Annotated in this window: 19 protein-coding genes; 9 read left to right on the forward strand and 10 right to left on the reverse strand. The window is 63.0% G+C overall.

Features of this window, described 5'->3' with window-relative positions; genetic code table 11:
- Positions 1–74: 74 nt before the first annotated feature.
- The 5 genes from pepN to KF794_03815 all read right to left on the reverse strand — a co-directional run bounded on the left by pepN (position 75) and on the right by KF794_03815 (position 6,835).
- Positions 75–2,705: an aminopeptidase N gene (pepN, locus tag KF794_03795; protein QYK45827.1), complete on the reverse strand. Its 2,631-nt coding sequence runs from the start codon at positions 2,703–2,705 to the stop codon at positions 75–77.
- A 104-nt stretch (positions 2,706–2,809) separates the two neighbouring features.
- Positions 2,810–4,348: an acyl--CoA ligase gene (locus KF794_03800; GenBank protein ID QYK46583.1), complete on the reverse strand. Its 1,539-nt coding sequence runs from the start codon at positions 4,346–4,348 to the stop codon at positions 2,810–2,812.
- A gap of 36 nt (positions 4,349–4,384) precedes the next feature.
- Complete coding sequence (locus tag KF794_03805; GenBank protein ID QYK45828.1) at positions 4,385–5,347, reverse strand: nitronate monooxygenase; 963 nt, start codon at positions 5,345–5,347, stop codon at positions 4,385–4,387.
- Positions 5,348–5,449: 102 nt separating this feature from the next.
- Positions 5,450–5,809 (reverse strand): YbaN family protein, encoded by a 360-nt coding sequence (locus tag KF794_03810; GenBank protein QYK45829.1) that lies wholly within the window; start codon positions 5,807–5,809, stop codon positions 5,450–5,452.
- Positions 5,810–5,944: 135 nt separating this feature from the next.
- Positions 5,945–6,835 (reverse strand): SDR family oxidoreductase, encoded by an 891-nt coding sequence (locus tag KF794_03815; GenBank protein QYK45830.1) that lies wholly within the window; start codon positions 6,833–6,835, stop codon positions 5,945–5,947.
- Positions 6,836–7,000: 165 nt separating this feature from the next.
- On the opposite strand from KF794_03815, the gene KF794_03820 reads away from it, so the two are divergent.
- The gene (locus KF794_03820) at positions 7,001–7,438 is read left to right on the forward strand and encodes a helix-turn-helix transcriptional regulator (protein QYK45831.1); all 438 of its coding nucleotides are present in this window, start codon (positions 7,001–7,003) and stop codon (positions 7,436–7,438) included.
- A gap of 33 nt (positions 7,439–7,471) precedes the next feature.
- Here KF794_03820 and KF794_03825 read toward each other — a convergent pair whose 3' ends face one another.
- Entirely contained in the window at positions 7,472–8,086 is a 615-nt protein-coding gene (locus KF794_03825; protein QYK45832.1) for a glutathione S-transferase family protein, read from the reverse strand.
- A gap of 160 nt (positions 8,087–8,246) precedes the next feature.
- Between KF794_03825 and dusA the strand changes: the two genes are divergently transcribed.
- On the forward strand, positions 8,247–9,227 hold the full coding sequence (dusA, locus tag KF794_03830; protein ID QYK46584.1) for a tRNA dihydrouridine(20/20a) synthase DusA: 981 nt from the start codon (positions 8,247–8,249) through the stop codon (positions 9,225–9,227).
- A complete protein-coding gene (locus tag KF794_03835; GenBank protein QYK45833.1) occupies positions 9,224–10,066 on the forward strand; it encodes a sulfite exporter TauE/SafE family protein in 843 nt (280 codons plus the stop codon). The genes dusA and KF794_03835 overlap by 4 nt, the downstream gene beginning before the upstream one ends.
- Before the next feature lie 6 nt (positions 10,067–10,072).
- On the opposite strand, the gene KF794_03840 is transcribed toward KF794_03835, so the two are convergent.
- The 3 genes from KF794_03840 to KF794_03850 are packed head-to-tail and all read right to left on the reverse strand — an operon-like array spanning position 10,073 to position 13,142.
- The gene (locus tag KF794_03840; protein ID QYK45834.1) at positions 10,073–10,873 is read right to left on the reverse strand and encodes a TIGR02281 family clan AA aspartic protease; all 801 of its coding nucleotides are present in this window, start codon (positions 10,871–10,873) and stop codon (positions 10,073–10,075) included.
- Positions 10,809–11,537 carry a hypothetical protein gene (locus tag KF794_03845; GenBank protein ID QYK45835.1) on the reverse strand — a complete coding sequence of 243 codons (729 nt, stop codon included), beginning with the start codon at positions 11,535–11,537 and terminating at the stop codon, positions 10,809–10,811. The genes KF794_03840 and KF794_03845 overlap by 65 nt, the downstream gene beginning before the upstream one ends.
- A gap of 45 nt (positions 11,538–11,582) precedes the next feature.
- A complete protein-coding gene (locus tag KF794_03850) occupies positions 11,583–13,142 on the reverse strand; it encodes a HAMP domain-containing histidine kinase (GenBank protein ID QYK45836.1) in 1,560 nt (519 codons plus the stop codon).
- A 247-nt stretch (positions 13,143–13,389) separates the two neighbouring features.
- On the opposite strand from KF794_03850, the gene KF794_03855 reads away from it, so the two are divergent.
- The 3 genes from KF794_03855 to apbC all read left to right on the forward strand — a co-directional run bounded on the left by KF794_03855 (position 13,390) and on the right by apbC (position 15,997).
- Positions 13,390–14,001, forward strand: a complete 612-nt coding sequence (locus KF794_03855; protein QYK45837.1) for a glutathione S-transferase — start codon at positions 13,390–13,392, stop codon at positions 13,999–14,001.
- 5 nt (positions 14,002–14,006) lie between these two features.
- On the forward strand, positions 14,007–14,801 hold the full coding sequence (locus KF794_03860; protein ID QYK45838.1) for an enoyl-CoA hydratase/isomerase family protein: 795 nt from the start codon (positions 14,007–14,009) through the stop codon (positions 14,799–14,801).
- A 65-nt stretch (positions 14,802–14,866) separates the two neighbouring features.
- On the forward strand, positions 14,867–15,997 hold the full coding sequence (gene apbC / locus KF794_03865) for an iron-sulfur cluster carrier protein ApbC (protein ID QYK45839.1): 1,131 nt from the start codon (positions 14,867–14,869) through the stop codon (positions 15,995–15,997).
- 6 nt (positions 15,998–16,003) lie between these two features.
- Here the strand turns inward: apbC and KF794_03870 are convergent, their stop codons facing one another.
- On the reverse strand, positions 16,004–16,666 hold the full coding sequence (locus KF794_03870) for a Fe2+-dependent dioxygenase (GenBank protein QYK45840.1): 663 nt from the start codon (positions 16,664–16,666) through the stop codon (positions 16,004–16,006).
- A 90-nt stretch (positions 16,667–16,756) separates the two neighbouring features.
- Here KF794_03870 and KF794_03875 point away from each other — a divergent pair, with 90 nt between their 5' ends.
- The 3 genes from KF794_03875 to KF794_03885 all read left to right on the forward strand — a co-directional run bounded on the left by KF794_03875 (position 16,757) and on the right by KF794_03885 (position 20,179).
- A complete protein-coding gene (locus KF794_03875; protein QYK45841.1) occupies positions 16,757–17,620 on the forward strand; it encodes a hypothetical protein in 864 nt (287 codons plus the stop codon).
- 197 nt (positions 17,621–17,817) lie between these two features.
- Entirely contained in the window at positions 17,818–18,903 is a 1,086-nt protein-coding gene (locus KF794_03880; protein QYK45842.1) for a TRAP transporter substrate-binding protein, read from the forward strand.
- Positions 18,904–19,093: 190 nt separating this feature from the next.
- Positions 19,094–20,179 (forward strand): TRAP transporter substrate-binding protein, encoded by a 1,086-nt coding sequence (locus KF794_03885; protein QYK45843.1) that lies wholly within the window; start codon positions 19,094–19,096, stop codon positions 20,177–20,179.
- The last annotated feature ends 2 nt before the right edge of the window (positions 20,180–20,181 follow it).

Below are 20,181 nucleotides of genomic sequence, written 5' to 3' on the forward strand. Positions count from 1 at the left end.
CGTTGTCCCGAGTCGAAAAAAGCGAACGCCGGCGCGCGCGAAGCGGCCGGCGTTAACGATTGAGTCCGTTTGCGTCAGGCGAGCGAGCGGTTCGCGATGTCTGCGACGTCGGCGGAGAGACCGGCCGTGCCCGCGATCCTGCGAAGTTCCCGTTCGGCAAGCGCGCGGCGTTGCGGCTCCAGCGCGCGCCAGCTCTTGAACGACGACAGCATGCGGGCCGCGACCTGCGGGTTCTTTGAGTCCAAACCGAGAACCGTGTCGGCAATATAGGCGTAGCCCGCGCCGTCTATCCGATTGAACTGCGAGGGATTTCCGGCGGCGAAAGTGCCGATCAGCGCGCGCACCCGGTTCGGGTTGGTCATCGAGAAGGCGGGATGCTGCGTGAGCTTCTTCACGCGCTCCAGCGTTCCCTCTTCCGCAATGCGGGCCTGAATCGCGAACCACTTGTCCAGCACCAGCGGGTCGTCGCGATAGCGCTGCTCGAACGCGGCGAGCGCGCCTTCGCGTTCGTTCGTTTGCCGCAGCGAAAGGATCGTGAGCGCCGCGGTGCGGTCGGTCATGTTGCCCGCCTGCTCGAATTGCGCGGAAGCGCGGCGGATTTCGCTTTGCTCGCCGGTCGCGACCAGCAGGCTGAGGCAGGCGTTGCGCAGCGAGCGGCGGCCCGCATTCGCCGCATCCGGCGAATAGGGACCGGAGGCGCTGAGCCGTTCGTAATGCGCGGCGAGTTTCGGGGCGAGGGCGCGGCCGGTTTCGCGCAACAGCGCATTGCGTCCGTTCAGGATCGCACCCGGATCGACGTCCTTGCCGACCGCCTGCGCGATGTCGGCTTCGTCGGGAAACGAGAGCGTCTGTGCGATGAATGCGTCGTCGAGCGAAGTATCGGAAAGCACACCACCGAGCGCTTCGATCAGCGCAGCACTGTCGGTATTACCGCCGCGCGCGCGTGCGACCAGCTCCTGCGTCGCGAGTTGCTCAATGGCTTCGTAGCGGTTGAAAGCATCGCTGTCGTGGCGCGCGAGGAAGCTCAGGTTCTCTCGGCCGAAGTTGCTGGAGATTTTCACCGGCGCGGAGAAACCGCGGTTGAGCGAAACCGCGGGCATCTCGCCGACTTCGCTGAATACGAAGGTCTGCGCCTTCTCGTTCAGCACGATGAGATCGTTCTGCACCGGCTTGCCCTTCGCGTCTTTCAGCGGAAGGTCGTGGCCGTTGCGGCCGATGAGGCCGAGCTTCAGCGGAATCGTCATCGGGCGCTTGGCGCTCTGGCCCGGCGTCGGCGGCGTCATCTGCTCGATTTCGAGCGTGAAGGTTTTCGCTTTCGGATCGTGCGTGCCGCGCACCGCAAGCTCCGGCGTGCCGGCCTGGCTGTACCAGCGCGCGAACTGCGCGAGGTCGGCCTTGTTGGCGTCTGCGAAGCACTTGAGGAAATCTTCGATGGTCGCCGCGTCACCGTCATGGCGCTTCAGGTAAAGGTCCATGCCTTTGCGAAAACCCTTCGGGCCGAGCAGCGTTTTCAGCATGCGCACGACTTCCGCGCCCTTCTCGTACACGGTCACGGTGTAGAAGTTGTTGATCTCGCGATAGGTGTCCGGCCGCACCGGATGCGCGAGCGGACCGGCGTCTTCCGCGAACTGGTAACTGCGCAGGTTGCGCACGTCGCGGATACGCTCGACCGGCCGCGAGCGTTCGTCGGCGGTGAACTCCTGATCGCGGAAAACGGTGAGGCCTTCCTTCAGGCAAAGCTGGAACCAGTCGCGGCAGGTGATGCGGTCGCCGGTCCAGTTGTGGAAGTATTCGTGCGCGACGATGGCCTCGATGTTCGCGAAGTCCATGTCGGTCGCGGTGTCGGGCGAGGCGAGCACGTACTTGTCGTTGAAGATGTTGAGGCCCTTGTTCTCCATCGCGCCCATGTTGAAGTCGGACACGGCGACGATGTGGAACACGTCGAGGTCGTATTCGCAGCCGAAAACTTTTTCGTCCCAGCGCATGGAGCGCTTAAGCGAGTCCATTGCGTAGCCCGCGAGGCCGGTTTTCCCCGGCTCGACGAAGATGCGCAGCATCACCTTGCGGCCGGACGAGGTTTTGTAAGGCTCCTCGATGTAATCGAGTTTCCCGCCGACCAGCGCGAACAGATACGAAGGCTTCGGAAACGGATCGTGCCAGATCGCGTAGTGGCGGTTGGTGCCCTTGATGCCGAACGCCTCGACCGGATTGCCGTTCGAGAGCAGCATCGGCGCGTCGTCCTTGTCCGCCTCGATGCGCACCGTATAGACCGAGAGCACGTCGGGCCGGTCGAGGAAATAGGTGATGCGGCGGAAGCCTTCCGCCTCGCATTGCGTGCAATAGGTCTTGTTGGAGCGGAACAGCCCCATCAGCTTGGTGTTGGCTGACGGGTCGATTTCGGTTTCGATCTCCAGCGTGAATTCGTTGCCCGCGGGCTTCGCGATGGTCAGGCGGGAAGGGGACGCTTCGTAATCGCCCGCCTTCAGTGCGCGGCCGTTCACCTTGAGCGAAACGAGCTTCAGTTCGTCGCCATCGAGCGAGAGCGCCGCGTTCCTCTGCCCCTTCGGGTTCCGGCGCAGCGCAAGCTTCGCGCGCACGCGCGTTGCCTTCGGCTCCAGATTGAAGTCGAGATCGACCTTGTCGATCAGCCAGTCGGAAGGGCGGTAATCGGCAAGGCGGACAGCTTGCGGTTCGGCATCGCGCATCTTGGAATCTCCGTAAGGCAGCGAGGTTTAGTCGCTGCGGGGACGGAGGAAAAGCGCGAATTATGCGGCTTTGATGACAACTGCGTGCTTGCGCGGTGCGGCCTTCAGGCGCTCTCCGCGAGGCGCACGGTATCGCGCAACTCGCGCTTCAGCACCTTGCCGATGGCGCTTCGCGGCAGCGAGGGCACGACCTGCACCAGCGCGAGCCGCTGCGTCTTGCCGACGAGCTGGTTGGTCCATTGCTGGATATCGCTGGCGGCCGCCGCTGCGCCTTGTTTCAGCACGACGAAAGCGACCGGCGTCTCGCCCCACTTGATCGAGGGAACGCCCACCACGGCCGCTTCCAGCACTGCCGGGTGCTGCACCATCAGCGCCTCGATGTCGCTCGGATAGATGTTGAAGCCGCCCGATATGATCATGTCCTTCTTGCGGTCCATAAGCGTGAGGAAGCCGTCCTCGTCGAAGCGGCCGACATCGCCGGTGCGGATGAAGCGCTTGCCGGTCTTGTCGAACCACTCCGCCTCGCGGCTCTTTTCCGGATTGTTGTGGTAGCCGTTCATCATGATCGGCGAATGGCCGACCACTTCGCCGATTTCGCCGGGGCCGACTTCCTCGCCGTTCTCGTCGATCAGGCGCATGTCGTGTCCGGGGAGCGGCTGACCGACCGTATGCAGCTTGTGCGGGTAGACATCCGCCGCGAGCATGCAGGTGCCGCCGCCTTCGGTGAGGCCGTAATATTCGCGCAAGCCGCCGGGCCAGCGCCTCACCACGTCGGCCTTCACGTCGGCTGCGAATGGCGCGCTGGTCGAGAACTTCATGCCCTTCGCGTAAGCGGAGAGATCGAAGCTGTCGAAGCCGGGATGCGCCATGATGCGGCGATACTGCACCGGAACCAGCATCGCGTGGCTGGCGCGATACTGCTGCGAGAGGTGCAGAAACTTCTCGACATCGAACTTCGCCATCATGACGAGCGTGCCGCCCATCGCGAGCGTGGGAAATACGCTGACCAGCGTGGTGTTCGAGTAGAGCGGCGTGGACACCATCGTCACCGCGTCCGGCGTGTAACCGATGATCGCGGCGCGCTGCACCTGACCCCAGCGCATGGCGTGGGATTGCACGATGCCTTTCGGCGTGCCGGTGGTGCCCGACGAATAGATGATGTTGAAGGCGGAGGCGGGGTCGATATCCGCATGTGCGGGTTTTGCGCCTTCCGGTGCCAGCCACGTTGAATACGGCTCGCCCGCGGAAGAGTCGTCGAGGGAAATGCGGCGCGCGCGGATTGCGCTTTCGACGTTCTTCAGTTCGGCGGCGACGGCCGCGTCTAGGAAAAACAGTTTCGCGTTGGAATCCGCGATCATGGTCGCGATGGTTTCCGGCGTGGAAGAGGGCGCAAGTGGCGCGACTGCGATCCCGCAGCGGAGCGCGGCCAGAAAAACCGCGAGGTAATCGACGGAGGTAGAAGCGCAGATCGCGATGGCATCCTTCGCCTTCAGCCCGTCGCGCTGCATGGTCGCCGCGATGCGGTCCATGTATGCATTGAGTGCCGCGTAATCGAGGCGGCGCTCATCCTGAATCACGGCGGGATGTTTGCTCCGCTCTTTCGCGTGGTCGCGAACGAGATCGGACAGCGTCAGGAACGGAATATCGAGCCAGGTTTCGGGATTCATCGCTTTACTCTGTTACTGTGCGGCGATGGATGCGCGCTCGTCGGCGAGTTCTTCCAGCGCGTCGCGGTATTCCTTGATCAGCCGCGCGCAAAGCTCGGCGGTCGTCGGCACGTCGTCGATGGAGCCGACGCCTTGACCGGCGGACCATACGTCCTTCCAAGCGCGGCCTTCGTGCTCGATGCTCATCTTGTGCGAGGAGTCTAGATCGATTTTTCCGCCGTGCGCGGCAATCGACGGCATCAGGAAGTTGCCGTGTACGCCGGAAATCGCCGCGGTGTAAACGATGTCGGACGCATTGGTATCGACGATCATGCTCTTGAACCGGTCGTCTGCTTTGCTTTCCTTGGTCGCAATGAAGCGCGTGCCGAGATAGGCGAGGTCCGCGCCGATCAGCTTCGCCGCAGCGATGTGGCGGCCGGTGGACATCACGCCGGAAAGCAAAATCGTTTTGGCAAAGAATTTCCGGATTTCCGGAATCAGTGCGAACGGCGACAGCAGCCCCGCGTGGCCGCCCGCGCCGGCGCAGACGCCGATCAGCCCGTCTACGCCCGCTTCCGCCGCCTTGCGCGCATGGCGCAGGTTGATGACGTCATGGAAGACGAGGCCGCCGTAACCCTGCACCGCGCCGACCAGTTCCTTCACCGCGCCGAGCGAGGTGATGATGAGCGGCACTTTATGCTTGCGGGAAATTTCGAGGTCCGGTTCGACGCGCGGATTGCTCTTGTGAACGATCAGGTTCACGCCGAACGGCGCGGTCTTCTTGCCAGTGTCGCGTTCGTGCTTGGCGAGGCGCTCGTTGATCTCGACCAGCCATTCCTCGTAGCCCGCGCTGGAGCGCTGGTTCAGCGCCGGGAAGGTGCCGACGATCCCGGCCTTGCAACATTCCACCACGAGATCGGGATTGGAGACGAGGAACATGGGCGCCGCCACCGCGGGGATGGTCAGGCGGCCCTGGAACTGAAGGGGGACGGGCACTGGCGTTTCCTTTGTTGCCGTTCGGACAGCGGCTTTGGAAACGACATTTTCGCGCTATCGGGAGGGCGTCAAGGACGGGCGGCTGGAACAGGTATTGCGCAGCTAACCGGCAGATGGTCGCGTGAATACGTAGGCGATTCCCGCAAAGACCAGCACGGCCACCGCCGCCATCAACAGCGGTTCGGGCCGATGGAAGACCCAGAACAGGACCATCCCCAGGCTCGATCCGGCAAGCGCCGTCAGTTTCGCGCGCCATGAGATCGCGCCGCGTTCGCGCCAGTTGCGCAGCATCGGGCCGAAGCGTTTGTGGGTCAGAAGCCAGTGCTCGAACCGCGGCGAGGAGCGGGCGAAGCAGGCGGCGGCAAGGATCAGGAATGGCGTGGTGGGGAGCAACGGCAGGAACGCGCCGACAAAACCGAGCGCAACGAAGAAGAACCCAATGATAAAATAGACGCGCCGCATTGCATGCAGATAGCACATCCTCGCACAGCGGCTGAAAATCGGCACGCTCGCGCAGGACAAGCAAGACGATTTGCCGCGCGGCTTACGAAGTAAAAGGACGGCCGAAGAACGGCCGTCCCATAACCTTTGCTTCGTTCAATGCGCTTGCAGCAGCGCATCTTTGTTGGCGGCGAAAAACTGCTGCAGCGAACGCGGCGTGCGACCAGTGAGCTTTTGCACGTCGCCGGTTGCGAGCGCGGCATTTCCCGCGCGCGTATTCGTGTCGAAGCTCGCGAACACCGGCGCGAGGAAGGTGGGCATTCCCGCCGCGATCATGCCCTGCGTCAACTGCTCGTCGCTGACGTTGACGACCTCGACTGGCTTGCCGGTCGCTTCGGATGCGAGCTTCGCGATTTCCGAAGTCGTCAACGGTTGCGCGCCGGTGATGTCGTAGCGTGCATTGCCGTTCGGGGGTGCTGCGAGCGCGGCCGCCGCGGCAAACGCCGCATCTTCGCGTGCGACATGCGCGACCTTGCCGTCGCCTGCCGCCGAAAACCATTTGCCGGATGCGAGCGCCTGCGGGAGCGAATGGAGGAGATTTTCCTGGTACCAGGCGTTGCGCAGCACGGTCCAGCCGATGCCGCTTTCCGCAAGCGCTACCTCAGTGCCGTAGTGATCGGGCGCGAAGGTGATCGGCGAACCCGGTTCCGGTTTCGGCATCGATGTGTAGACGATGTGCTTCACCCCGGCCTTCTTCGCGGCTTCTATCGCCGCCTTGTGCTGCTTCAGGCGCTTGCCCGGCGTGTCGAGGGCGTCGGTCGAGATCAGGAGCAAGCGGTCCACGCCCTTGAAGCTGTCTGCAAGCGACGGGTCGTCGAAATCCACCCTGCGTACTTCCGCTCCCTTGGCCGCGAGATCGGCAATCTTCGCGGGATCGCGTGTGCCCGCGATTACGTTTCCGGCCTTGGGTTCGAGCAGAATTTCCACCGCGCGGCGGCCGAGCTGGCCGCTTGCGCCGGTGACGAGGAGAGTGGGCTGGTTTGCCATCGTCGTGCTTCCCATGTACAAATCGTGATATGGTCTCTTTTTGAGACCATAACTACATGAGAGATCGATAGCGCCCCGTAAAGAAGGCAGTTTGCAGGGCGCTGGTTACTTCCAGGGAACCGGCAAGAGCTTCACCAAGAGCTTCGCTATGACAAGAGAGCCAGCATGAAACGGCAGCCCAAGGCATCGCGGCAAACCAAGCCGTCGCGGAAAATTCAGGACGTGCTGCGCGAGCAGAATATCTCCGGGCAGAATCTCGGCGAATGTCCGGTGCGGCAGGTGCTCGACCAGATCGGCGACAAGTGGAGCACGCTGATGCTGCTCGCGCTTTCCGAGAAGGCGTACCGCTTCGGCGAACTGCGCAGGCTCATCCCCGACATCTCGCAGCGGATGCTGACGCAAACCTTGCGCGATCTGCAACGCAACGGCCTCATCACCCGCACCGTGTTCCCCACGCAGCCGCCGAGCGTCGAATACCGGCTGACGCCGCTGGGCCATTCGCTGCTGGAGCCGGTCGGCGCACTCGTGCGTTGGGCGGAAACCCATTACGGCAGGATTGTCGCCGCGCGCGAGCACTTCGACAGGAAAGCAGACGCGGCGTAAGCCGTATCTGTACGGCTTACGCGCCGCTCACGATCAACGCGCCGCGGAGAGACGCAACACTTCCTGCACCGCTTCGTCTTTCTCCATGTTCGCGAACAGGCGGCTGATGTTCGGATAGTCGCGCCACGTTTTCGGCAGCCGTGCGGTCCAGCGCGCCATGATGAATGCATAGGGATCGGCCAGCGTACGGCGGTTGCGGTAAACGTGCTCGCCGTTTCCGATCATGCCTTCGAGGTGGTCCATCACGCGGGCGATGCGGGCGTGCGATGCGGTGCGGACATCGTCGAGCGCAGTCTGCTCCTTGCTGACGGTGTAGCGCTGCGGCGAAAAGAACGGCCAGAACGCCGGATGGAAGTCGCCGGTCAGGAAAGCCATGGTCTCGTTGAATTCGAAACGGCCGTTGATGTCGTCGTCGGCGCCGAGCCTCGCGTCGGGATAGCGCTCGATGATGTAATGCATGATGGCATCCACCTGCGTCATCGCACGTGCTCCGCCGATGTCGAGTGCCGGTACCATCGCGAGCGGGTTCACGCGCTTGAACTCAGCCGATGCATAGTCGGCCTTAACGGCCTCGAATTCCGCTCCCGCCCATTTCAGCGCGATCCAGCAGGCGAGGGCGCATGTTCCGGGCGCGTAATACAATTTCATTCTTCCGGTCTCCTTTTTCGGTGAGATCGACTTGAACACGAATGTCCTGCGGCCGGAATACGAGAGGAGAACGCCGGAATAACGGCGCCCCTTGCTGCGCAGCGCGTTATGGGCCATTGGCTTGCCCATGACGAAGACCAGCCCCGATCTGGCGAACGCGATGCGTTTTTCCGTTGCGCCGATGATGGAATGGACCGACCGGCATTGCCGGTTCTTCCATCGGCTGCTGTCGCGCCGCGCGCGGCTCTATACGGAGATGATCACGACCGGCGCGGTGCTGCACGGAGACCGCGAGCGGCTGCTCGGCTTCGATGCGCAGGAACATCCGGTCGCGATCCAGCTTGGGGGGTCCGATGCGAAGGATATCGCGGCCAGCGCGAAGATCGCGGAAGATTTCGGCTACGACGAAGTGAACCTCAATTGCGGCTGTCCTTCGGACCGCGTGAAAAGCGGCTTCTTCGGCGCTTGCCTGATGGCGGAGCCTCGGCGCGTCGCCGACGGCGTTGCGGCGATGAAGGCCGCGGTGAAAATTCCCGTCACCGTGAAATGCCGTATCGGCATCGACGATCAGGACGAGGAAGAAGCGCTCGACGGCTTTGCCGATGCGATGGTCGCGGCGGGCGCGGATGCCCTCATCGTCCATGCGCGCAAGGCGTGGTTGCAGGGGCTAAGCCCGCGCGAGAACCGCGACGTGCCGCCGCTGAATTACGACCGTGTGTTTCGCCTGAAGAAAAGACTGGGCAACTATCCCGTCATCCTCAATGGCGGCATCGCTTCTCTCGTAGATGCGAAAGATCATCTTCCCCATGTCGACGGCGTGATGCTCGGCCGCGCCGCCTATGACGCGCCGGAGCTATTGCTCGGCGTCGATCCCGCGTTCTTCGGCGAGCCTGCGCCGGTCGCGAATATCGGGGAGGCGTTCGAGAAGCTCGTCCCTTATATCGAGCGCGAACTGGCAAACGGCGTACGCCTGCACGACATCACGAAGCATCTGCTCGGTGCGTTCCGCGGCAAGCCCGGCGCACGGCTTTACCGCCGTCACCTCGCGACCGAAGCGGTGAAGCCCGGCGCAAATGCATGGGTACTGCGCGAGGCGCTGGCTTTCATTTCATCGGAAATCCCGGCACAAAGCGCCGCATGACAATCCTTGGAATACCCGCGGGCGAACTCGCGGTTCTGGTCGGCGCGATCCTCATTGCCGGTACGTTGACCGGCATCTTTGCCGGTCTTCTCGGCATCGGCGGCGCGGCCATCTCCGTTCCGGTCATGTATGAAGTGTTCAAGGCGCTCGGCGTCGCGGACGAAGTGCGCATGCAGCTTTGCGTCGGTACCGCGCTTGCGCTGATCGTGCCGACCTCGATCCGCTCCTACTTCGCGCATCGCGCCAAGGGCATGGTAGATGACGAGGTTCTGAAAATCTGGGCGCTGCCGATCATCGCCGGTGTCGTGATCGGATCGTTCATCGCCTACTTCGCGAGCGCGACGGTTTTCAAACTCATCTTCGTTGTCTTCGCGACGCTGATGGCGCTCAAGCTGTTCTTCGGCCGCGAAAGCTGGCGCATCGCCGACCTGTTGCCGGGCAAGGGCGTGACCGCCGCGGTCGGGCTTGCGATTGGCGTCGTCTCCGCCCTCATGGGAATTGGCGGTGGCGCTTACGCGGTATTGTTTCTGACGCTCTATGGCGTCTCGATCCATCGCGCGGTTTCGACGTCCGCAGGCGTCGGCGTGCTGATCTCGATTCCCGGCGTGATCGGTTACATGATCGCGGGCTGGCCCCAGCAGGCGCTGATGCCGCCCCTGTCTATCGGTTATGTGTCGCTGCTCGCGGTCGCGGTGTTCGCGCCGATGAGTGTGCTTGCCGCACCCTATGGCGCGAGGATGGCCCATGCCTGGCCGCGGCGCAGGCTGGAAGTCGCGTTCGGCGTCTTTCTGATGGTCGTCGCGATCCGCTTCTTCGCGAGTCTGATGGGCTGGTTCTGACCGCCGTCAGCGGCGGCCGTTCAGCACCAGCTGCTGTCCGCGCACCTCGAAAGATTCCAGCCGCATCAGGAAGCTCATGCCGAGCAGGCTGGTGCGCAATTGGCCCGGCCGTGCGATCAGCGCGGGCACGCGGCGCTCGATGATGTTGCCGATGCGGATTTCGTCGAGCACGACGGCGGCTGCGAAGCTGCGGCCTTTCGCGGTGTCGATGGTGACGTCGTATTTCAGGAGATCGACCGGCAGTCCGGCGGCGCGCGCGGCTTCCACCGTCAGCACCACGCTGGAAGCGCCCGTATCAACCAGCATCTTGACCGGCGCGTTGTTGATATTCACGCGCACGTTGAACTCGCCGTTGGTGTCGCGTTCGACCCGGATCATACGGTTGATCGACCCGGTGACGATCTCGCGCGCGATCGGATCCTGCGCCGAGAAAACACTATCGAAAGCGCGGCCAAGATCGGCACGATAGACGTACATCAAAGCGAAAAAACCGATGATGGCGATCCAGAGCGCGGCGGTGCGTGCAAGCGAGCGCAGGCTCTCCTGAAATCCGCCATAGAACATTCCGTAAGCCCCGCCGCCCACCAGCGCCAGCAGCGCCAGCAGATAGACGAGGCTCGCGAACGAATTGGCATCGAGCGAGGCTACGCTGCCTTCGTCATGGCGATAGATGAGCACGCCGACGGCGGCACATAGCCCAAGAATAACAAGCCAGAGCAATTTTTCCGAACGCAAGACGGCCTCACGAACTGCGCAGCAGCGCGAGCACGAAAACCAGCACGGCGATTTCCGCCGCCTTTCCGGCAAGCGCCGAAAAATCCGGCACGTCGCTTTCGCTTTGCTTGCGCGCTACCGCGGCGACAATGGTGAAGGCCGCGAGCGCCGCGATCAGCGCGGCAGCGGTCGGGCCGATGCGATAGGCAGGCAGCAGCAGTACGATTGCCAGCACGACTGCGCCGATCAGCAGGCCTTGCAGCGGGCCGCCTTTCTCGCCGGCGAACGCTTCGCCCGGCTCGATGATGTTGCGGGCGGGCTGGGTCGAGCGGAAAGCCACCGTCACGGTCAAGCCGAGCATTACCGCGGTGATCACCGCGAGCGCGGCACTCGGTGCGTGATAAACAATGAGGCCATCAAGCGCGGCGGTCTCGAACAGCAGCAACACGATCAGCAGCGCATTGCCGCCGCCGGCGAACGAGAGCTTGTCCCCCGCGCGCACCATGCCGCCTTCCTTCTTCATGCCGCCCGCAATCGCGAGCGCAGCGACGGTGCCAGCAGCAATCGCGAGCGAAGGCAGCCACAAGAGCCAGCAAAGCAGGAGCGCCAGCGCGCCGCAAAGACCGAGGATGGCGCCTGCGACGGAAGCCGCAGCGGGGTTCGGCATGGCTGGGTTTTCTTCCGTTTCCGGCGCGGGGACGGGAAGCGCGGTTTCGTTGCGCAGCCAAGCGAGAAGATCGTTGAGTGTCGGTATCATGCCGGTGCGGACTCCGCCCTCGTTTCCGGAATCGGGCACGGACTATTATGCCCGCGAGGCGGCGGCCGTGCGAGCGGGCTTTTGCTCGTATTTCGGCTGCAACGGTGCCTCGTCGGTGACCGGAGCCAGCGCGGCCATGACACGCTCGGCAGGGAAGGTGACGAGCACTTCGGTGCCTTCGCGCAGCTTCGAACGCAGCGTGAAAGTACCGCCGTGAAGATCGACCAGACCCTTCACGATAGGCAGGCCGAGGCCAGCGCCCTGTTCGGCGCTCTTGATGGCGTTGGAACCCTGGCCGAACGAAGCCAGCACCACTGGGATTTCTTCTTCCGGAATACCGGGTCCGGTATCGCGCACGCTGATGTATTGGCCACCGGACGCAGTCCAGCCGACCTTGACGAAAACTTCGCCGCCCTGCGGCGTGAACTTGATCGCGTTCGAGAGCAGGTTGAGGCAGATCTGGCGCAGCGCGCGTTCGTCGGCCCAGAGCTTGGGCAGGTCCGGCTCGTACAATGCGTGGATGGTGATGCCGCGAACACCCGCGCGCATCTTGGTCATGTGGTGGCAGTCTTCCGCGATGAAGACCACGTTCACCGGCTCTTCGTTCAGTTCGTAGCGCCCCGCCTCGATGCGCGAGAGGTCGAGGATTTCGTTGATGAGGTTCAGGAGATGCCCGCCGGAGTCGTGGATGTCGGCGGCATATTCCTTGTAGGCGGGCACCGAATGGGCGCCGAGCACTTCGTCCTTCATCACTTCCGAGAAGCCGAGGATCGCGTTCAGCGGCGTCCGCAATTCGTGAGACATCTGCGCGAGGAAGCGAGACTTCGCGAGGTTGGCGGCTTCGGCGCGGCGGGCGGCCTCGTCCGATTTCGCCTTCGACTGTTCGAGTTCGCCGATCAGCGTGTCGAGCTGCGCGCGCGCTTCCAACGCGGAAACGGCCGCGATGTGCAGGCGGCCCGCGACCATCACGAAATAGGCTTCCGCGCCGATGGTCAGAATGGCGAGCACCACATCCTGCGGCGTACCGCGCAGGAGGTAATGCAGCGTCACCACGCCCGCGACGGGCAGGGTGGCGGCATAGACCGCGCTCGGGATGCTCGCCGCGAGCATCGAGAACACCGCGACGACCAACAACATTGCGAATAGCGAGAAGTCGCCGGAACCCTGCGCGCCAAGACCAACCAGCACGTTAACGATCAAGACCCACGACACACCGAAGATCAGGTCGAACATCGTGAACAGGATGCGGTAGCGCTGCATCAGCGCCGGATCGGCGGGCGAGTCGAGGAAGCGGCGGCACGCAGCAACGTTCAGCGAGTGGATGGTCAGCGCGATCATCGTCCAGATGACGGCGCCGAGACCGCCAGTCCATAGCGACGAGGCGATGCCGACCAGCGAGATCAACATAAAGAGTGCGAGCGACGCGCCAATGCGGTGCTCGGCGTAAAGGCGCAGCAGTTCGTAGTCGAAGGCCGGTTTTACGCCTGAGGTCGAGGTGAGGACGTCGCGCGCATCGCGAACGCTGCGGTTCAGCCGCAGCCGCCGCTCATGTGCGGCCCGTGCGGCATCGGCCGCCTGTTCGTCCCCGCGGGCGTTATACGCCATGTCTACGCAATACCGTTCCAGAGAAGCCCGCCGCCGCGGCACCACGAGGATGTAGCGCGCGTGCTGGTCAACGAAACCTGCGATTGCCCGAAGTCCCGCAAACCTGCGCGCTCACCATCGCGCGCGGGTGGTTAATGTGGGGCTGATGCACATGGTTAACGAAAAGTAAATTGCGGATCACCCATACTTTCCTAGCGCTTGAACGGTTCCTGTCCGCGTGTTCCACTTTTCGAGGGAGGCCGACCGCATGAAATTGTATGACATGAGCCGCGCGCCCAATCCGCGCCGCGTTCGTATCTTTCTGGCCGAAAAAGGCATCGACGTACCAAAGCAGGAGGTCGATCTCGGCGGCCTCGAACAGTTCGGAGAGGCGTTCACCGCCAAGAACCCGATGCAGCGCGTGCCGGTGCTGGAACTGGACGACGGAACATTCATCTCCGAGTCGGTCGCGATCTGTCTTTACTTCGAGAAGCTCCATCCCGAACCGAACCTGTTCGGCAAGGATGCACTGGAAAGCGCGCTGGTGGAGATGTGGAACCGGCGGCTGGAACTGCATTTCTACGGACCGGTGTCCCAATCCTTCCGGCACGGCAGCCCGGCAATGGCGCAACGCGAAAAACCGCAGGTACCGGACTGGGCTACCGCGTGCAGGGACAAGGCGGCGGACTTCGTCGGTTTCCTCGATTCCGAATTGGGAAAACGCGAATACGTCGCAGGCAACCGCTTCACCGTTGCCGACATCACCGCGCTCTGCACGGTTGATTTCATGCGGGTCATCAAACTTTCCATCACGCCAGAGATGAAGAACCTCGCGCGCTGGCACGCCTCCGTTTCCTCGCGTCCCAGCGCGAAAGCGTAAGCCGCATGAGCGCGAAATACGAAAACATCCGGTTTGAAGTCGCGGGTTCGGTCGCAACGCTCGCGCTTGCACGCCCGGACCGGCTGAACGCCATCAATGCCGGGATGCATCCGGAAATCCGCGATGCGCTCGATCGTGTCGAGGCGGACGGTAATGTGCGCTGCCTCGTCCTCACCGGTGACGGCCGCGCATTCTGCTCGGGACAGGATCTCACCGAGCGTAACGTGGACGACCCCTCGAAACTCGATGCCGGGGAAGCGCTCGGCAAGCACTACAATCCGCTGGTGTTGCGGCTGGCATCGTTTCCGGTGCCGACTATCGCCGCGGTGAACGGTCCCGCCGCCGGCGCGGGCGCGAACCTCGCGCTTGCCTGCGATATCATCCTGATGGCGCGCTCCGCGTATTTGCAGCAGGCCTTTGCGCGGATCGGATTGGTGCCGGACGCCGGCGGAACCTGGTTCCTGCCGCGACTCGTGGGCCTCAAGCGCGCGCTCGGCATGGCGCTGTTCGCCGACCGCATCCCGGCGGAAGACTGCGAGCGCATGGGCATGGCGTGGAAGGTTTTCGACGACGATATTTTCAGCGGCGAAGTCGCGAAGCACGCGGCCATCCTCGCCGCAGGCCCGACGCTGGCCTATCGCCTTGCCAAACAGGCGCTGATGGCGAGCGGCGGCAACGATCTGGCGGCGCAACTCGAAATCGAGCGCGACGCGCAGCGTCAGGCCGGCCGCTCGGATGATTTCATGGAAGGCGTAAAGGCGTTCCGCGAGAAGCGGCTGCCCCGCTTCGAGGGCAAGTAAACAAGAGCAAGTAGCCGCGAGACGGACCCGGCGGGAAATGCTATCTCCCGCGCGGGAGTACAAGAATGACCGCAACGCCAGAACAAATCCGCGCCGAATTGATGCAAGTCAAGGGTCCTGACGGCAAGGACATCGTTTCGTCCGGCAAGCTTTCCGGCCTCGTCGTCACCAGCGGCAAGGTATTCGCATCGCTCACCGTCGACGCTTCCGAAGCGCAGGCTTGGGAAGGCGTACGCAAACGCGCAGAGGAAATCATCAAGGCTGTTCCGGGCGTCGCTTCCGTGCTGATCGCACTGACTGCGGAACGTAAGGCCGGTTCCGCGCCCGCCGCGGCGCCGCAGCGCGGACCCGCGCCGCAAGGCGGTCCGCGTGGCGCGCATCAGGCGGTGCAGGGCGTGCCCGGCGTGAAGGCGATCATCGCGGTCGCTTCCGGCAAGGGCGGCGTCGGTAAATCCACCACAGCAGTCAATCTCGCGCTCGGCCTGCAATCGCTCGGATTGAAAGTCGGCATCCTCGACGCCGATATCTACGGTCCGTCAATGCCGCGGCTGCTCGCGCTGAAAGGCAAGCCGGAAATGGTCGGCGGCCGCACGCTAAAGCCGATGGAGGCTTACGGCCTCAAGGTCATGTCGATCGGCTTCCTTGTCGATGAAGATACGCCGATGATCTGGCGCGGACCGATGGTGCAGTCCGCGATCACGCAGATGCTGCGCGAGGTGGATTGGGGGCCGCTCGACGTCATCGTCGTCGACATGCCTCCGGGCACCGGCGACGCGCAGCTCACGCTCGCGCAACAGGTGCCGCTGGCAGGCGCAGTGATTGTTTCGACGCCGCAGGATCTCGCACTGATCGACGCGCGCCGCGGCATTGCCATGTTCCGCCGCGTCGATGTACCGGTGCTCGGCATTGTCGAGAACATGAGCTACTTCCTCTGCCCGAAGTGCGGCGAGCGTTCGGATATCTTCAGCCACGGCGGTGCACGGCACGAGGCCGACCGCTGGAATGTGCAGTTCCTCGGCGAGGTGCCGCTGGAGTTGCAAATCCGCGAAGCGTCGGATGCGGGCAAGCCCATTGTCGCCACACAGCCCGACAGCCCGCACGCGAAGATATACAAAGAGATCGCGGCCCGCGTGCGGGGTGCGCTCGAAGGCGGCGGCGCGAAGCGCGCAGCGCCGAAAATCGTAATCGAAAACTGAAGCGGTCTAGTCTTCCGCCCACATCCGCAGCAGGTTGGCGGAAGACTTCGAGAGCAGGTCGTAGTCTTCGCTCTTGCCGTCGCGCGCGAACAGGCGCTTGCGCGCTGTATCGAGGTCGAACAACAGTTCGCGCTTCGCCGCGTCGCGGATGAAGCTGCGCACCCATCCAACCGCGGCCAGCCGCTCGCCGCGCGTTACCTCGTTCACACGGTGCAGCGTCGTCGCCGGATAGACCACCATGGAACCGGCTTCCAGCTTGATCGCGTCTTCTCCCGAAGCCGTTTCGATCACGAGTTCGCCGCCTTCATAGGATTCCATCGGCGACAGGAACAGCGTGAAGGAAACGTCGCTGCGCATTCCGCGCATCAGCGCGTCGTCGACATGGCTGCCGTAGCGCATGCCCTGTTCGTATTTCGAGAACACGACCGGAGTGATCTGTTTCGGCCGCGCGGCGAGCGAGAACAATTCGTTAGCCGCGATGCGGTCGCCGGTCATCTGCTGGATTGCCTTGACGTTGCGGTCGAGGGAATCCGCTTGTCTGTTGTCTTTCACTTCGCGGGCGGCAAAACCCGCGGTGGCGCGCCCGTCGAGGAAGCGCACGTTTGCGAGCGCCGCGCGGACTTCGGCGGCTTCTTCGGCGCTGAGGACATTGGCGATGGCGAGTTGCATCTGGAGCGATTAAAAACTTCGTGGGGCACATGGACCGTCTATGCGCCCGGAGTTTAAGGTGAAGCCGGATTCTCCGAAAGAGAGGCGCAGATGAAACGCAGCAAAATCTGGCTCGGTGTCGGCGTCGCATTGGTCGCGGGCGCAACGCCATCGGCAGCGGAAAGCAATCCGCGCGCACTGCTCGACGGCACTAGCCTCACCAGCCCGGATGCTACGCCGCAGTGGCAGCAGCGTGATCGCGTTCAATTCGCGCAGGCTGCCCCGCAAGGGCAGGGCGGCGAGAACGAAGGCGGCGAGGCGGGCGTCGATGCGGAAGCCGCGGACAAGGATGCGGTGAAATACAACATCGCCCTGCAAGTGATTGCCGCGCATTTTCAGGCGGGCTTTGCCGTCTATCAGGGTAATGAGCAGCAGGCCGGTACGGAAATGTTCGCGCACGGCCATTCCGAAATCTTCGCGGTGCTGGAAGACGTATTCAAGAAACGCGGCGTCACCGGTCTCGGCACGAAGATCGAGGCGGCCATTGCCGCTGCCGCGCGCAAGGCGCCATCCGCTGAAGTGAAAAAGGCGGTGGACGATGTGCTCGAAGCCATCGCGCAAGCGGAAAGGGCTGCGCCGAAATCTCCGCTTTCTCCACTCGCGTTGAAGGCGCAAGTGATCGCCGACATGCTGGACCGCGCCGCTTCGCAATATGCGGTGGCCCTGAAAGACCCGAAGCTCGAACCCTATCTCGATGGCCTTGGTTTCGCGCTGGTTGCCCGGAGCGAATACGGAAAAATACGGGGTGAACTGGAAAAGGCCGATCCGGCCGCGGCCAAGGCAATCGCGAGTGCGCTGCAGCTCGCAGAACGCGCCTATCCGGGGGTCAAGCGTCCCGGCGGGCAGCCGGTCCAGAACGCCGCATTTCTGGCCTCGGCCTCGGCCGCCCGGATCGCCGCCGCGAAACTGAAATAAAACGCGCGAAGCTGCCGTAGCGGCAATTTACGGGGCGGTTGAACTTTCGTCGGTTCCGAATGACCGCATCGGCATAGCTCGCATACAAGTTCCCGCAAACACGCATAGCTATGCCCGTTTTTCCGGCGGAAACCGTGCTACCGCCTTCCGCCGGGCGGGATGCAGCCGCATTCCGTTTTGTCAGGAGGAAAACCGAAGTGAAACGTCGTCAGTTTTTGAAGGCCGCAGGCGCCGGTATCGCCGCCAGCGCAGTTGCCGCGCCCGCTATTGCGCAGTCGAACCCCGAAATTAAATGGCGCATGACGTCGAGCTTCCCGAAGGCGCTCGACACCATCTATGGCGGTGGCGAAGTTTTCGCCAAGCGTCTGTCGGAAGCCACCGACGGCAAGTTCCAGGTCCAGGTATTCGCCGGCGGCGAAATCGTTCCGGCGCTGCAGGCGCTCGATGCCACCCAGAACGGCACCGTCGAAGCTTGCCACACCGTCTCCTATTACTATGTCGGCAAGGATCCGACGTTCGCGATCGCTGCGTCCGTTCCGTTCGGACTGAACGCGCGCCAGCAGAACGCCTGGCTCTCGGGCAACGAAGGCACCGAAGCCTGGAACGAGTTCTACAAGAACTACGGCGTGAACGCGCTGCCGCTCGGCAACACCGGCACGCAAATGGGCGGCTGGTTCCGTAAGGAGATCAAGACCGTCGAAGATCTCAAGGGTCTGAAGTTCCGCATCGGCGGCATCGCCGGTCAGGTGCTCGCGAAACTCGGCGTCGTGCCGCAGCAGATCGCGGGCGGCGAAATCTATCAGGCGCTGGAGCGCGGCACGATCGACGCCGCCGAATGGGTCGGTCCCTATGACGACGAGAAGCTCGGCTTCGCGAAGGTCGCGCCGTTCTACTACTACCCCGGTTTCTGGGAAGGCGGTCCGACCACGCACGCGTTCTTCAATCTTGAGAAGTACAACGCACTGCCGAAGCACTATCAGGCCGCGTTGGTGAACGCCGCTGCGTACGCGAACACCTGGATGCAGGCGCGCTACGACGTGCTGAACCCGCAGGCGCTTCGCCGCCTGATCGCGGCGAAAGCACAGCTTCGTCCGTTCTCGAACGAAATCCTGTCCGCATGCCTCAAGGCCACGAACGAACTCTGGGCGGAAATCTCCGCCAAGAACGAGAACTTCAAGAAGTACATCGACCTGATGCAGAAGTTTCGTAACGAGGAGTATTTCTGGTGGCAGGTCGCCGAATACTCCTTCGACAGCTTCATGGTTCGTAATTTCCGCGCGTAATCAGCGCATAAAAGCAAACGAAAAGACGCCGCGGTCGAAAGATCGCGGCGTTTTTGCTATGCGGCATAACCAGTTTGATGCTTGGCTGGATTTTCGCGAAACAGTCGGCCATGCTTCCCCCAGATGGCCGGGACCAGAGACCCTGCCGTCAGCAACGAAAAAACCTTTCCAGGTTAAGGGGGAATGCTCAATGAAACGTCGTAAGTTTTTGCAACTTGCCGGCGGCTCGGTAGCCGCCGCCACGGTAGCTTCGCCGGCTATCGCGCAATCCGCGCCCGAAATTAAGTGGCGTCTGACTTCCAGCTTTCCGAAGGCGCTCGATACCATCTACGGCGCGGCCGAAGTGCTCGCGAAGGCGGTGAACGAGGCGACCGACGGCAAATTCCAGATTCAGGTATTTGCGGCGGGCGAAATCGTGCCGGGCCTTCAGGCGCTCGACGCGGTCACGAACGGCACCGTCGAAATGTGCCACACCGCCAACTACTACTACGTCGGCAAGGATCCGACGTTTGCGTTTGCTACCGCGGTACCGTTCGGCCTCAACCAGCGCATGATGGATGCCTGGTGCCTGTATGGCGGCGGCAACGACCTGCTCAATGGCTTCTTCGCCAAGCACAACGCGATCGGCTTCATGGCGGGTAACACCGGCTGTCAGATGGGCGGCTGGTTCCGCAAGGAGATCAAGACGGTCAACGACCTGAAGGGTCTGAAGATGCGTATCGGCGGTTTCGCCGGTCAGGTGCTCGCGAAGCTCGGCGTTGTGCCGCAGCAGATCGCAGGCGGCGAAATCTATCAGGCGCTGGAACGCGGCACGATCGACGCCGCCGAGTGGGTCGGACCTTATGACGACGAGAAGCTCGGCTTCGCGAAGGTCGCACCGTTCTATTACTACCCCGGCTGGTGGGAAGGCGGCCCGATGCTCCACGCGATGGTGAACCTCGAGAAGTACAACGCACTGCCGAAGGCTTATAAAGCCATCCTCGAGAACGCCGCGCAAACCGCGAACACCCACATGATGGCGAAGTACGACGCCGGCAACCCCGGCGCGCTCCGCCGTCTGGTCGCGGGCGGTGCCAAGCTGCAGCCGTTCTCCACGGCGATCATGGAGACCTGCTACAAGGCCGCCAACGAGGTGTACACGGAGACTTCTGCGAAGAACGAGAACTTCAAGAAGATCCACGACTCGTACATGGCGTTCCGCAATGAGCAGTATTTCTGGTGGCAGGTCGCCGAATATTCGTTCGACGGTTTCCAGATCCGCGCGCGCCGTTCGTAACG

It is taken from the genome of Xanthobacteraceae bacterium (genome assembly GCA_019454205.1).
Taxonomy (GTDB): Bacteria; Pseudomonadota; Alphaproteobacteria; order Rhizobiales; family Xanthobacteraceae.

Coding starts and splice junctions, on each gene's coding strand:
- pepN (QYK45827.1), bottom strand. CDS start 2,705: ATGCGCGATGCCGAACCGCAAGCTGTCCGCCTTGCCGATTACCGCCCT.
- KF794_03810 (QYK45829.1), bottom strand. CDS start 5,809: ATGCGGCGCGTCTATTTTATCATTGGGTTCTTCTTCGTTGCGCTCGGT.
- KF794_03815 (QYK45830.1), bottom strand. CDS start 6,835: ATGGCAAACCAGCCCACTCTCCTCGTCACCGGCGCAAGCGGCCAGCTC.
- KF794_03820 (QYK45831.1), top strand. CDS start 7,001: ATGAAACGGCAGCCCAAGGCATCGCGGCAAACCAAGCCGTCGCGGAAA.
- KF794_03825 (QYK45832.1), bottom strand. CDS start 8,086: ATGAAATTGTATTACGCGCCCGGAACATGCGCCCTCGCCTGCTGGATC.
- dusA (QYK46584.1), top strand. CDS start 8,247: ATGCGTTTTTCCGTTGCGCCGATGATGGAATGGACCGACCGGCATTGC.
- KF794_03835 (QYK45833.1), top strand. CDS start 9,224: ATGACAATCCTTGGAATACCCGCGGGCGAACTCGCGGTTCTGGTCGGC.
- KF794_03845 (QYK45835.1), bottom strand. CDS start 11,537: ATGATACCGACACTCAACGATCTTCTCGCTTGGCTGCGCAACGAAACC.
- KF794_03850 (QYK45836.1), bottom strand. CDS start 13,142: ATGGCGTATAACGCCCGCGGGGACGAACAGGCGGCCGATGCCGCACGG.
- KF794_03855 (QYK45837.1), top strand. CDS start 13,390: ATGAAATTGTATGACATGAGCCGCGCGCCCAATCCGCGCCGCGTTCGT.
- KF794_03860 (QYK45838.1), top strand. CDS start 14,007: ATGAGCGCGAAATACGAAAACATCCGGTTTGAAGTCGCGGGTTCGGTC.
- apbC (QYK45839.1), top strand. CDS start 14,867: ATGACCGCAACGCCAGAACAAATCCGCGCCGAATTGATGCAAGTCAAG.
- KF794_03870 (QYK45840.1), bottom strand. CDS start 16,666: ATGCAACTCGCCATCGCCAATGTCCTCAGCGCCGAAGAAGCCGCCGAA.
- KF794_03875 (QYK45841.1), top strand. CDS start 16,757: ATGAAACGCAGCAAAATCTGGCTCGGTGTCGGCGTCGCATTGGTCGCG.
- KF794_03885 (QYK45843.1), top strand. CDS start 19,094: ATGAAACGTCGTAAGTTTTTGCAACTTGCCGGCGGCTCGGTAGCCGCC.